Origin of the sequence: Nocardiopsis sp. NPDC006938 (assembly GCF_042869555.1) — a bacterium.
GTDB lineage: Bacteria > Actinomycetota > Actinomycetes > Streptosporangiales > Streptosporangiaceae > Nocardiopsis.
In genome coordinates this window covers 26,066-38,959 of record NZ_JBIAGA010000009.1, presented here as the reverse complement: position 1 = coordinate 38,959, position 12,894 = coordinate 26,066, and the positions used below count along the sequence as shown (strand labels likewise).

The 12,894-nt window shown below is 63.5% G+C and carries 6 protein-coding genes; 3 read left to right on the top strand and 3 right to left on the bottom strand.

Features of this window, described 5'->3' with window-relative positions:
- Positions 1–107 precede the first annotated feature (107 nt).
- The gene (locus tag ACFYL4_RS15320) at positions 108–1,025 is read right to left on the bottom strand and encodes a hypothetical protein (protein ID WP_387518855.1); all 918 of its coding nucleotides are present in this window, start codon (positions 1,023–1,025) and stop codon (positions 108–110) included.
- A 336-nt stretch (positions 1,026–1,361) separates the two neighbouring features.
- Between ACFYL4_RS15320 and ACFYL4_RS15315 the strand changes: the two genes are divergently transcribed.
- The gene (locus ACFYL4_RS15315; RefSeq protein WP_387518854.1) at positions 1,362–2,606 is read left to right on the top strand and encodes a hypothetical protein; all 1,245 of its coding nucleotides are present in this window, start codon (positions 1,362–1,364) and stop codon (positions 2,604–2,606) included.
- A 51-nt stretch (positions 2,607–2,657) separates the two neighbouring features.
- Here the strand turns inward: ACFYL4_RS15315 and ACFYL4_RS15310 are convergent, their stop codons facing one another.
- Positions 2,658–6,365, bottom strand: a complete 3,708-nt coding sequence (locus ACFYL4_RS15310) for an AAA family ATPase (protein WP_387518853.1) — start codon at positions 6,363–6,365, stop codon at positions 2,658–2,660.
- Positions 6,362–7,606: an exonuclease SbcCD subunit D gene (locus ACFYL4_RS15305; protein ID WP_387518852.1), complete on the bottom strand. Its 1,245-nt coding sequence runs from the start codon at positions 7,604–7,606 to the stop codon at positions 6,362–6,364. The genes ACFYL4_RS15310 and ACFYL4_RS15305 overlap by 4 nt, the downstream gene beginning before the upstream one ends.
- Before the next feature lie 225 nt (positions 7,607–7,831).
- Between ACFYL4_RS15305 and ACFYL4_RS15300 the strand changes: the two genes are divergently transcribed.
- Together ACFYL4_RS15300 and ACFYL4_RS15295 are read left to right on the top strand one after the other, a co-directional pair.
- On the top strand, positions 7,832–11,395 hold the full coding sequence (locus tag ACFYL4_RS15300; RefSeq protein WP_387518851.1) for a DEAD/DEAH box helicase family protein: 3,564 nt from the start codon (positions 7,832–7,834) through the stop codon (positions 11,393–11,395).
- Complete coding sequence (locus ACFYL4_RS15295) at positions 11,392–12,891, top strand: restriction endonuclease subunit S (protein ID WP_387518850.1); 1,500 nt, start codon at positions 11,392–11,394, stop codon at positions 12,889–12,891. The genes ACFYL4_RS15300 and ACFYL4_RS15295 overlap by 4 nt, the downstream gene beginning before the upstream one ends.
- Positions 12,892–12,894 lie beyond the last annotated feature (3 nt).

The following is a 12,894-nucleotide window of genomic DNA, read 5'->3' as shown; positions in this document are numbered from 1 at the left end:
AACTCGCGTGACCGCGCAGGCTTTGCTGGAGCGTGTTACCGGTCGGCGGGTGCCGCGACCCGTCGGGGGACGTGAACGCCACAGTGGGCGAGCAGACTCTGGTGGTCTCAACCGAGGAACTTCATTCCCCAGTCCAGGATCTGTGCTGCCGCGATGTTCGCGGCGATATTCCCCGTCAGTGAGACCGCACCGCTCTGGACTCGACCAGTGAACCGTTTTAGCCGTGACTGCTTCTCCTCCACGGTGTGGTCGCCAGTCACTGCTTCGGTTAACTCGTCGCGGGCCATCTTGTCCAACCCCAGTGCCGAGGCCGCTTTGAGAAGACTCTCCAGGTCTCCCTGCTCCACCGTCAGGCTCATGGTGTTGTCATCGCCCACGGTGACGTTGTTGTGCGATCCGTGGACGTTGGTGATGAGGAAGGTGACGGCTTGTTGGATCTGAGGGTCGTGGATGGTGGGTCCCTGCTCCTCACCTGCCTGGGGATGTGCCTCCTGCAACTCCAGCGCGAAGAGCAAGGCGCTATTGCGGATCATGTCGATAACTCCGGTGACCTTGCTGCGAGGCAGGGTGGCGTGAGCGGCGACCAAACGCATGAACGGTATTGTGGTGACGCGTTGTTCGTCCTCCCACCCCTGCCAGTGAGCGATCAGGTCGGTCTCCCACGGGAAGCCTGGATCTCCCTCGCCGGTGGTCAATGCCTCCAGCTCGACGATGGGTTCGTTCATCCGGGCCTCGAACATGGCGGGCACATACTCCTTGGGCACTCCGCGCCGACTCAAGGTATGACGCTCCTGGGCACCGGCCGACCCCCTGTAAATGCCCTGGACAGGCAGCACGAACGGGCCTCTGTACGGCGGTAGCCGAGCACCAGTGTTGCTCGGGTAGCCCTGGAGCTCCTGTTTGACCCATGTGAGGGTCTCCTGGGACCTGATGCGGTGGCTCACCACCAGCATCTTGCGCAGCACGTCAGAGACCGGCACCGTGCTGGTGCTCGCGTCCTGGATGATCTGTTCGAGAACGCTCACCACCCCAGTATGGCCACGGCCTCGGACACCGCATCCTCTCCGGCACGAAACCTGCACATAGGCGCAGGGTGTTTCGTGCCGGGTTCTTTGCACACTGCGACTCTCCTTTGCAACCAACCTCTGGGGCCGGTGCCTGGGAACTCACGCGGGCGCGATGATGGGGAAGTTTCAGACAGTTGCGGGTCGGCGCTGCTGTAACTGACCCACCGGGTCGCAGTCATCGCGGTTCGCAGTGACTCCGTTCAAACCCACGTAGCGGCCGCCCAGGAAGTCGCGATGAAATCAGCGTTGGCGACTCCCACTTCAGTTCGGTGCCCAGATGATACGGTTAAGTTTATGTCGGACAAATCTCAGATGGGCCCGTACGGATCCGCGCGTGACCTTCCAACTGTCAAAGAGTTAGAACAGCAAATGGCGGGGCTTAGGCTTTTCGCATTCCTCTTGGGCAAGGATAAGCGAAACCAGCTCAGGGAATTTGAAGGCGAACATCGTCGTATAACCAACATCGTTGATGTCTTCTATGAACTTCTTGGGGGGCGAAACTGGGTGTTCACAGAAGACCTCAACCTGTCTGAGGTCGAGCATGTTATTGATACCGAGGATGCAGTGACAGCCGAAACACGCCTCATTGAATACTATAAGAGGGAAGGTCGAATTTCGTTTTCGCTTCACCGCTTGACTCGATTCGAAGCGATGCGGCCACGGATGGAGATGCTTAAAAAGGCTCTTGCCGACTATGAAGCTGGGCGTTACTACAGTACGGTATTCGTGTTGCTTTCTGTGATGGATGGCTTTGTGAACGACATCGACAGAGCGGCTCGCCGGGGGCTTCACGCGCAAGCGGAAGAAGATATGGTGGCATGGGACAGCGTGGTAGGTCACCACTTGGGGCTGGCTCATGCCCATCGATCATTTACTAAAAGCTACAAAAAGACCGAAATTGCCGAAGTGAACGAGCTGTTCCGAAACGGTATCATGCACGGTACTCTGGTAAATTTTGACAACCAGATAGTTGCTACCAAGGCATGGAACCGTCTCTTTGCTGTTGTCGACTGGGCGGATTCTCGGGAGCGTCACGCGAAACCCGTCGAGCCCACCCCCACGTTTCGAGAATCCTTTCTTGGTTGGAAGGATGCTCAGCAGCGGAAGGCCAGGGTGGAGGATTGGAAGCCCTACGAGTATGTGCCTGATTTTTCCTCCGAGGATTTGCCTGAGGTTGCCCGTGTCTGTGTGGATTTCTTGGAGAAGTGGCAGAGGGGGCAATGGGGGCTAGTCGGTTCTTATTTCTTGGAAATTAGTGCCAGGTCATCGATTGGCAAGCTTGCGCCTATGGCCAGAGACTTGTATCGGGCGTTTGAACTCTCTGAGTGGAAAATTTCATGCGTGCGGCACGTCGCGGCCGCTGTTGCTCTCGCCGACGTCGAACTGGTCGTGAACGAAACAACATATCGAACCAATTTGCGCTGGATTCGCGTGGGCGACACCGGGAAATCTGCGATGGAGTGGGAATCTGGCCGTTGGGCACTAGTGCTTTACGGCCCCTCGAATTTTTTGAAGCCGGAAAATATTATTGATGTCTGAAGTGCTGTTTGGCTCGGATGGCGTCCTGGAATGGGCGTCCCTCGGCTGCCATCATTGCGATCGTTTAAGACCGTCTTTTGGGACAGCAGAAACCTTGTCCCGACACGGCGGACACAAGACTGGAGGGCGGCCGCGCTTGGTGTGGACGAACGTGTTCTCGCAGTTGCGGCAGGTGCGCTCTCCGGGGGAAGCGGCAAGGGCCGCCCCGCTTCGGGGTGTCTTCCCTGTAGTCGCATCTGCCGTTCCGTCTCCTGGGGCAGTGATGTTGTGCTGTGGAGGGTCGAAGCGGGGGAGCGAGTGCAGGTGCGCCCGGTTGTCGGGAAGCACCCACTCTGCCAGGCGCGCGAGGTGATCGTGGTGGGTGAACACCACCACCTGAAACCGGTCAGCCATCCCGTCCAACACCTTCAGCGCAGCCTCGCTGCGCTCGTCGTCGAAGGTCATAAACACGTCGTCCACCACGAACGGCATGGTCTGCCCCGACTCTGCGTACCGCTCCAACGAGGCCAGCCGCAACGCCAGGTACAGCTGGTCGGAGGTGCCCTCACTCAGCGCGGAGACCTTCTCCTCACGACCGTTGCGGCGCACGACCCACAGGACATTGTTTCCCTTGTCGTCCAATTCTGGGCGCAACCTGGTGAAACGACCCAGGGTGAGGAACGCGAACAGCTCCTCGGCCCGGCGCAGGATCGGGTCCTGGTTCTGCTGCCGGTAGGCCTCCACCCGTGACAGCAGGATCTGCTCAGCGAGCGTCAGACGTATGTACTCCTCCGTCTGCTCGGCGACCCGTGCCACCAGCTCGGCGCGTTCCTCGGCCAACCGGGCGGCTTTGGCCGTTCCGTTGACGCGGGCGAACGCGCTGTTCGCATCGGCCAGGGTGGTGTTGGCCGCGTCGCGCTGGCCGCTCACCTCGACCCGGTGGCGGCTCGCCTGTTCCAGGCGCTCCCGGATCTCGGCGTCGGTGAGGCCCTCGGCCTGCTGCTCCAGGGCGGTGAGATCGCCCAACTGGGCGAGGTGCTCCTCGGCCTCGGCGATCCGCTTCTGCTGCTGGGCTACCTTGGTCGCACGGTCGACCGCGGACCGCAGCGCAGCGCTGTCGGTAACCCCGTACTCCTTCCACAGTGCGGCCAGGTCCTCCGCGATCTTGCGTTCGCTGGCCTGTGCTGTCCCGAGCGCGGACTCGGCCGAGGCGATGTTCTCGCGCAGCTTCTCCGCCCTCTCGTGGTCGCGGGCGTTCGCTGTCACCCGCTGGTGGAGCTCCTCCAGAGCCCGGGCGCGTTCACTTGGGCTGTCTGGCAGCTCCTGTGCGCACAGCGCGAAGGCCGCTGCGAGACGTTCGTCGAACTCATCTACTTCTCGGTGTGCCTGCTCGGCGTCCCGTTCAGCCTCGTCGGCGCGGCGCAGCAGATCGTTGGCCTCGCGCAGCAGCTCCAGTTCAGCCTGGACCTCCTCCGGGGCTGTGCCGGGGGCGAACCCGGCGGGCACGACGGCTTCGTCCCACCGCTGGGTCCAGTCCGCGAGTGCTGTCTCAGCGGTCGCCGCAGTTAGGTAGGCCTGCTCCAGGTTCGTGTCGGCGGTTCTGGCCCTCAGTTGGGCTTCGGAGTGCTGTTCGACGGCCTGGGCCCGCCGCTGGAGTTCGCTGCTGGCCAGGTCGAGCAGTGCGGGTACGAGCAGGGTGATCTGCCCGTTGTCCACTGTCTGTGACGCCAGGGCCTCCAGGGGGGTGCCCGCTTCGGTCAGTATGCTGAAGAGTGAGTCGATGAGGGCTCGGGCGGTCCGCTCCCACTGCTCCAGGTCCTGCTGTTGCTCATCTCGTTGCCGGTACAGGCGGCGCAGCGCATCGAGCCTTTCCAGCACAGTCTCCGCCGCGTCCAACGGCGGAGCGGGGACCGCCTCCCCGGGCCACAGGGACTCCCATTCCCGATCCAGCTCGGAGCGCTCCCGGTCGAGATCCTCCACCGTCTGGGCACGGTGCTGCACGTCCTGTTCCAGCCCTCGTACCTGCTTTTCGAGGGTGAGGCGCTGGGCGATGGCCTCGGAGTGGTCTCTCAGACGGTCGGCAAGGCGGTCTGTGACACCCAGCGCCGACTCGAACTCCCCGAACAGGTCCTCGGTAGACTCCTCCCGCCGGATCCGTGTCCACAGCGCGTTACGCCGCTCCCGCGCATCGTGCAGGTCCTCGACACTGGGCGGATCCATAAGCGAGCGCAGTGCCGCCAGCTCCTCCCGGGCCTTGGCGAGGCCGGTGCGGATCTTGGAGTGTTCGGCACGCTGGCTCTTGGCCTCGGCGGCGTGGGCGGTGACGCGAATCCGGTACGCGCTGACCTCGGACCGTGTGGGAACGACGGCGTCCAGGACGGCTGCGTGGTTTTCGGTGTCCCAGCCGGCCTCGGAAGTGAGGCTGGCCAGTTCCGCCGTGGTGGCGGCCAGATCCTTCCGGGCCCGGGTGACCTCCTCCACCAGGCGCTGAGGCGCGCTCTTGACGACGGTGGCCAGTACGTCGTGGCTGTCGGCCTCGGGTAGGCCGTCGAGAAGGGCGCGGGTTTGGTCCGCCTCAGCGGTCTTGGTTTCGAGCTGCGCCTGGGCATGGTTCACCCTGGTGACGAGGGCGGGGTGCTCCTTAGTCAGCGAGGTGATCCGCGTTTCCAGCGCGACGGGCACATGGAAGGCATCAGCCGCGTCGATCGCCGCTTCGGGACGGGCCCGGCGCAGCCGCTCCGCGGCGTCCGCGCGCAACCGCTGCGCGTCGCGTTCGAACCCCTGTAGGGAACTGACGGTCTGGGTGTTCGCCTCCACCGAACGTGTCAGCGCCGCAACCGCGTCACGGGCTGCCGTCAGACGTGCGTCAACGCTGAGCTGGCCCAGTTCCTCCCGGTGCCTATCCAGGAGACGTTGGGCCTCCTCGCGTTGGAAACGGCTGGAGGTGGCCTCCTCCTGTAGGGAGAGCATGCGTTCCTCTGCCGCTGGACTGGCCAGCGGCCCCTCCGCCATCAGACCTGCTCTCTCCCTCAGTGCCTGCTTCCTGGTGTGCAGGGGAGCAAGGGCCGAGCGCACGTCCTTCCACTGTTCGTGCTCCGAACGCGCCTCGTCCAACAGCGTGTCCAGTCTCGCGAACTCCTTCCCGGCGTCTTCGACCTGCTGGCGTAGGCGGACGAACCCTTCGGCCGCCGTCGCCTCCTGCTCGATTCTTTCGGTGAGCTCGTTGTACTGCGAGGAGGCCAGGTTCAGGGGGCGTTTTTGGCCCTTGGGCAGGTACAGTTCCTCCCTCCTGGCCCTCAGCTCCTCCAGGACTACGGCCAGGTTCAGGCTGGATTGCGCCGAGTACAGGGCCTGGCCGATGTCACCCTCGCCCCGGACCAGGCTTTGCCCGCCGCTCTTCAACTCGGTGAGGGTGAGCGCGAAGGTCGTGGTGAAGACGTGTTCGGAGACCCCGTTGAGGAACCCGAGCAAATGGCCCTCAGGAACCGGCTCGCCCGCCGGGGTGGTCAGTGTGTTCTCACGTCGCTTGTGCCGTACCACGTCGAGAATGTCGTCGCCGTCGCTCAGCACCGCGCCCAGCCGTAGCTGCCTCTTGGCGTGCACGAAGTCGAAGGGTGTCTGCATCGGTATGCCGTACAGCAGAGCGCGCAGTGCGGCCAGAGCTGAACTCTTGCCCGCCTCGTTGGGGCCGTGGACCACGTGCACCCCGGCCCTGCTCAGGTCCAGGCTCTCTTCGGTGAAAGGGCCGAAAGCGGCCAGATCCAGGCGTTCGATCCTCATCGCTTCTCCTCCAGCAGCGCAGTCAACAGCTCCACGGCCTCCCCGGACATCCGCCCGGTCCATCCGTCCTCGGTGAACAAGCCCCGAAGGTCGGTATGCAGCTTGGTCCGGATTCGTGTGGCGTCAACGATGCCGCGTACCTGCTCGGGGTCGGCGAGCAGGCGCTCTCCCTCCTGGCGCACCCCTGCCACGATGTCCGCCACCTGCTCGGGGTCGACCCACTCTCGGGGGTGGTCCGTTTCGACGCGGACTTTCTCGATCCATACCGACGGATGCTCTTGGCCGATCCGACGCACTGCGTTGGTGAAGTCCTCCCGGCCTCGGACCAGAGCGGTATGGGCCTCGCTGGGGCCGAAGGCGACCACGCGCACGGCGTTGGCCTGTCCCGGCTGGGCCCGGTCCACGACCTGGGAAGTCAACTGCTCCTCGACTTGCACGCAGGCGTCTGCCAGGTCCTCGACGTCGGCCATGTCCACCCGTACCTCGTGCCAGCGGGCGGAACTGTCCAGGTCGTGGTGCTCGGGTGAGCCGAGCACCTGGAGATCTTCGACGGTGACCAGCGTGCAACCCTTGGGGCCGGTCTCCCCGGCGTCGCGTCCCTGGGTGTTGCCGGGAAAGACCACGTACGGGCCGTCGCTGTGCTCGACGGCCCGGTGGTGAACGTGACCCAGAGCCCAGTATTGGTAGCCGTGGTTGGCGAGCTGTTCCACGGTGCAGGGCGCGTAGCGGTCATGGCCGGGGCGGCCGTTGAGCGAGGTGTGCAGCAGCCCGACGTTGAACAGGCCGGACCGTGCCGATGGGTACCCCTCCGCGAGGTTGTGGGGGACCGCGCCCCGGGCGAAGCTCTCTCCGTGCACGGCCAGGCCCAGGTCCTCCCGGACCTTGGTGCCGGGGGAACCGCTGTCGAACCGGTGCACGTTCCCGGGCAGGGGGAGTTCCATTGTCATCTTGTTTTCGGCGTCGTGATTGCCCGAGATCATGAAGACGGGGATGTCGGCCTCCTGGAGACGGGCCATTTGGCCGGTGAAGAACAGGCCAGTGTTGACGTCCCGCCAGGTGCCGTCGTAGACATCCCCGGCCAGAAGAACTGCTGTGACCTGCTCTTTGAGTGCGAGGTCTACGAGGTTCTCCACGGCTGCGCGGGTGGCTCCGCGCATCTGTTCGACGGGGGCGCGCTCGTATCGGACCAAGCCGCGCATGGGGCTGTCGATGTGCAGGTCCGCTGCGTGCAGGAGTTTCACTGGGGACACCGTTCTCTGGAGAAGCAAAGCCTTTCAGGATTCCACAGCAGGAACAGGGGCGCCACTGCTTCTCAGAGAAACCCTGAGGTCGACGCTGAAACATGCTTTCACCTGGTTATTCGTTGGCCAGGGAAGGCGTCCTGCCCCAACCCTTGCCTATACTGCGCTAGAAGCTGTATTCTGCAAGGCTTTGCTCACCCCCGAGCGTTGTTTGGAGCCGGACCAGTGTCCTCCCTGCCCCCCGATGACGAGCGGCGTATCAGACAGATCGCCGAGCGGACCCCCAACTTCGGTTTCCTGTTGGAGCACGACCACGAGCTGGTGCTCCTGGGAGCTCAAGCTGAGTCCTACGTCTACACCGATCCCAACGCCGCCATGTACAAGGCGCGCCTGTTCAGTGAGCTCCTCACCCGTCTCCTGGTGCGCCTGACCAACTGCCGGGTGGACGGCGACAGGCAGATCGACCGGATCAACGCCCTCAAGCACACGGGTGTGCTAGTTCCTCAGGTCCACGAGTGGTTTGAGGCTGTACGCCATCTCGGTAACAGGGCCGCTCACAAGCACTACCGCCGCGCTCGCGCGGCCCTGGCCGCTGTCGAGAACTGCTTCCATCTCGCTGACTGGCTGCATCGCGCTCTGACCCAGGACAGGACACACCGGGTCTTCCTTGCTCCACAACCCGGCACTGCCGGTCCTGTGCCGACCTCTGATGCCGAGCAGCACGAACTCGACAAGCTGCGCGCCACCTTGGCCGAGTACGAGGACAAGCTTGCCCAGGCCCGGGAGCATTTCGACGGCAAGGCTGACCGGCTGGAGCGCGAGCGTGTGGCTCGCGAGCGGGCCGAGCGCGAACTCCAGCGGGCACGTCGCGACTCCGAAGAACTGCGGGAATTCGTCACCGCCCAGGCCGATGAGCTGGAGCAGCTACGCGCCGGGTTTACCCACCCCAGCTTCGCCAAGGCCAGCCCTGCCAAGCGTGATGCGTTCATCGAGCACGCCCAGCGCGCTGCCCGTCCGCCCATGAACGAGGCCCAGGTGCGGGCTGAGATCGATCGCCTGCTGACCCAGGCTGGCTGGCAGGTACAGGACTTCAACATGATGAACCTGACCGCGGCCCAGGGCGTGGCGGTACGCGAGGTCTCTATGGCCGAGGGCCGCGCCGACTACCTGCTCTACGTCGATCACCGTCTGGTTGGCGTCATCGAGGCCAAGCGCGAGGGGGCTGACCTGACCGCCGCTCAGAAACAGGCCGCCCGATACGCCGCGAAACTCACCGTCAACCAGAAGGTCTCAGCCTGGCGCAGCCCTCTACCGTTCCAGTACGTCTGCGATGGCAATGAGACCCGTTTCATCAACGAATTGGACCCCGATGCACGCTCGCGCCGCGTCTTCGCTGTCCACCAGCCGCAGACTCTTGCACGCTGGATCGCCGAGGCCCAGGAGTACGAGCAGGCTCCCACGCTGCGCGCACGCCTGCGCCAGCTGTCGCACACCTACCTGGAGAACGAGTCCCTCCGCCCGGCGCAGGAGCGCTCCATCAAGGGGCTGGAGGAGTCCCTGGCCAAGGACAACCCGCGTGCCCTGATCCAGATGGCTACCGGCGCGGGCAAGACCTACACGGTCGTGGCCGAGAGCTACCGGCTCATCAGGCACGCCCGGGCCAAGCGGGTCCTGTTCCTGGTCGACCGCAACAACCTCGGTAAACAGGCCTACACGGAGTTCTCCCAGTACGAGCCGCCGGACGACGGCCGCAAATTCACCGAGCTCTACGGGGTGGACCGTCTCTCCGGCGCGCAGATGTTCGACTCCTCCAAGGTCGTCATCTCCACCATCCAGCGCCTGTGGATGGCTCTCACCGGACACGATGTACCCGACCCTGACACCGACGACTCCGACCTGGACCGCTACGACCTCATCGACGGGCCGGCCGAGGTCTCTTACAATCCCGACCTGCCGCCAGAGGCCTTCGACTTCATCGTGGTGGACGAATGCCATCGATCCATCTACGGCAAGTGGCGCGCCGTTCTGGAGTACTTCGACGCCCACCTGATCGGCCTGACCGCGACTCCGGTCGCTCAGACCTTCGGGTTCTTCCACCAGAACCTGGTCAGCGAGTACACCTACGAGCAGGCTGTGGCCGATGGGGTCAACGTCGACTTCGACGTGTTTCGCATCCGCACCGATCTGGGGGAGCGCGGAGGTTCCATCCCCGCCGAGACTGTCGTGCCGGTCAAGGACCGTAGGACACGGCAGCAGCGCTACCGAGAGTTGGAGAAGGACCACGACTACACCGCTGCGGACCTGGGCAAATCGGTGATCGCCGAGGACCAGATCCGTACCGTCCTGAACACCTTCCGGGACAACCTGTTCACCCACGTGTTCCCGCCGGAGGGCAACGGTAAGCAAGGCGGGTCACGCAGTGTGGTTCCTAAGACTCTGATTTTCGCCCGCGACGACAACCACGCCGAGGACATCGTGCGCATCGCCCGCCAGGTGTTCGGACTCGGCGACGACTTCTGCGTCAAGATCACCCACGCTGCCAAGAACACCGATCAACTCATCCAGGCCTTTCGCAACAGTCCTGATCTGCGTATCGCTGTCACCGTCGACATGATCGCCACTGGCACGGACGTGCGTCCGCTGGAGTGCGTGTTCTTCATGCGCGACGTCAAGAGCTGGGCCTACTTCGAGCAGATGAAGGGCCGCGGTGCACGCACGATCGACCGCACCGAGTTCCAGGCCGTGACCCCCGATGCCGTGGCTAAGACTCGGTTCGTGATCGTGGACGCGGTGGGAGTCACCGACTCACCGCGGGTGGATGCCCGCCCGCTGATGCGCTCGAAGGAGAAGCAGGTCAGCCTGAAGCGGCTGATGGACAAGGCCGCGACCATGGCCCTGACCGAGGACGAGACGGCGACGCTGGCCGGGCGTCTGTCCCGGCTCGCGTGCGAGCTGAGCCCCGAGGAACAGGAGCAGGTGGAACAGGCGGCGGGCAGGCCCCTACGTGACATCGTCAACGGACTGGTCCGAGCTGCGGACATCGATGAGCAGGAGAAGGCGACGCAGCGGTACGGAGAGGACGGCCCGCAGAGGATGATCAGGGAGGCCTGCACTCCACTGGCCGCCAACCCGGAGCTGAGGAACCTGCTGGTGGATATCCGCCGCAAGCACGACATCGTCTACGACGAGGTCAGCCGTGACCAGGTGATCGAGGCCACGGGGATCTCCTCGGAGGAGCTGGTCACGCGCCGAGTGAGCTCTTTCCGCGAGTGGATGCAAGCCAACCAGGAACAGATCGCCCCCTTCGAGCTGGCCTTTCGGGAGGGCGGAGAGCCGCGTGAGGTGTACCGGAACCTGAAGGCCCTGGCAGCTGCGATCGCACGTCCGCGCTACAACTGGACACCGGAAGGGTTGTACAACGCCTACGTTGAGCTGGGCAAGGCCGCCGAACAGCCTGGAAGTACCCGTGGAGTGGCGGACCTTATCGGTATCCTTCGTTTCGAGCTAGGGCTTGACCAGGAGGTCAGACCCTACAAGAGCCTGGTTGAGGAGCGCTTCTCGGCATGGCTGGCTCGTCAGGAACAGGCTGGGGCTGTGTTCACCGAGGAACAGGGCTGGTGGCTGCACAGGATCGTGGATGTGGTCTCCACAAGTGTTGCCTTCGGTGCCGAACACCTGGACGAATCCCCGTTCCTGGAGCGCGGGGGCGTGGACGGTTTCGTCGGTGTCTTCGGTGAGGACCGGGCTGAAGCATTGCTGAATGAACTTGAGCGGGAGCTGAGCGCGTGACCGAGGAACTGCCCGATGGATGGGTCTGGGCGTCAGTAGGAGAGGTCGCTGAGACGACTCTGGGTAAGATGCTCGACCGTGCGAAGAACACTGGAGAGCACGCAGTTCCCTATCTGCGCAACGTGAACGTGCAGTGGGGGCATATTGACCTTACTGACGTGCTTTCGATGGAGATACCTCCAGAAAAACAGGAACTTTTTCGACTGCAAGAAGGTGACCTGATCATCTGCGAGGGGGGCGAAATTGGTCGCTGTGCCATGTGGGCTGGTGGGGTCTCTTACATGGCATTTCAAAAGGCTCTTCATCGCGTGCGTACATTTCGGGGCGTTGAGGCAAAATACCTTCTCTATGTATTTGAGTTCTTGAGTCGGTCTGGGAAATTGCTTCCGTACGCTACGGGTAGTACAATCAAGCATATTCCACAGCAAAAACTAAGGAATATTAGGTTCCCTCTCCCTCCATCTTCTGAGCAGCGAAAAATTACTACTGTCCTGGAAGTCGAGCTGTCGCGGTTGGACGCGGCTGACCGGCAGTTGGCCCGAGCGCAAGAGCGGTTGGTGAACCTGCGTGCTCGCTTTGTTGAAGAGACCTGCCTAGGTCGGGGGTACGCCAGTGATGGCTCTGCGCGGCTCGCCCCTGCTGGAGTCGATGACGGCATGGTTCCTGAACTGCCCGCAGGTTGGGAATGGAAGCGGCTCCAAGAGGTCGCCGACGTGGTCGGCGGCGTGACGAAGGATGCGCGGAAGCAGAGTGATCCAGACTGTGCCGAAGTTCCCTACCTCCGGGTGGCGAACGTTCAGAAGGGGGAACTCGACCTCACCCAGGTCAAAACGATCCGGGTCCCCCCGAAGAAGGCCTCACAGCTGGAGCTCCTGCCCGGAGACGTTCTTCTCAACGAGGGCGGCGACCGCGACAAACTGGGACGCGGTTGGGTCTGGGAGGGGCAGATCCCCGGGTGCATCCACCAGAATCACGTCTTCAGGGCACGAGTACGTGACGAGGTGATCCACCCGAAGTTGTTGTCCTGGCACGCGAACGAGTTCGGTCAGCGCTGGTGTCAGGCCAACGGCAAGCAGAGTGTGAACCTGGCCTCGATCAGTCTGTCCAAGATCAGACTTCTGCCCGTTCCCGTCCCCCCGGAGGAGGAGCAAGCCGAACTCGTCAAGAAGCTGGAAACAGCTATGTCGGTGTTCGACAGGACCGCTGAACAACTGGCGTCGGCCAGAGTCAAGGCGGCTGCTCTCAGGCAGGCGCTGCTGAACACAGCGTTCACCGGCAAACTCATCCCACAGGACCCGGCCGACGAACCGGCCTCTGTACTCCTCGACCGGCTCAAAGCCGAGCGCGCCAGCGTTCCCGCGCCCAAACGCGGGCGCCGAACCGCCACGCCCAAAGCCACTAGCGCCCCTGTGCGGACGAGCTCCGCGACCCCCACCCGCATCGCTGATGATCCTCAACCGGTACACGCCGGTGAACAGACCACCCTGGAGTTTTGAGCA

Bases quoted from the DNA above. Each gene is read 5' to 3' on its own strand.
- ACFYL4_RS15315 (WP_387518854.1), top strand. From the start codon at position 1,362: ATGTCGGACAAATCTCAGATGGGCCCGTACGGATCCGCGCGTGACCTT.
- ACFYL4_RS15310 (WP_387518853.1), bottom strand. From the start codon at position 6,365: ATGAGGATCGAACGCCTGGATCTGGCCGCTTTCGGCCCTTTCACCGAA.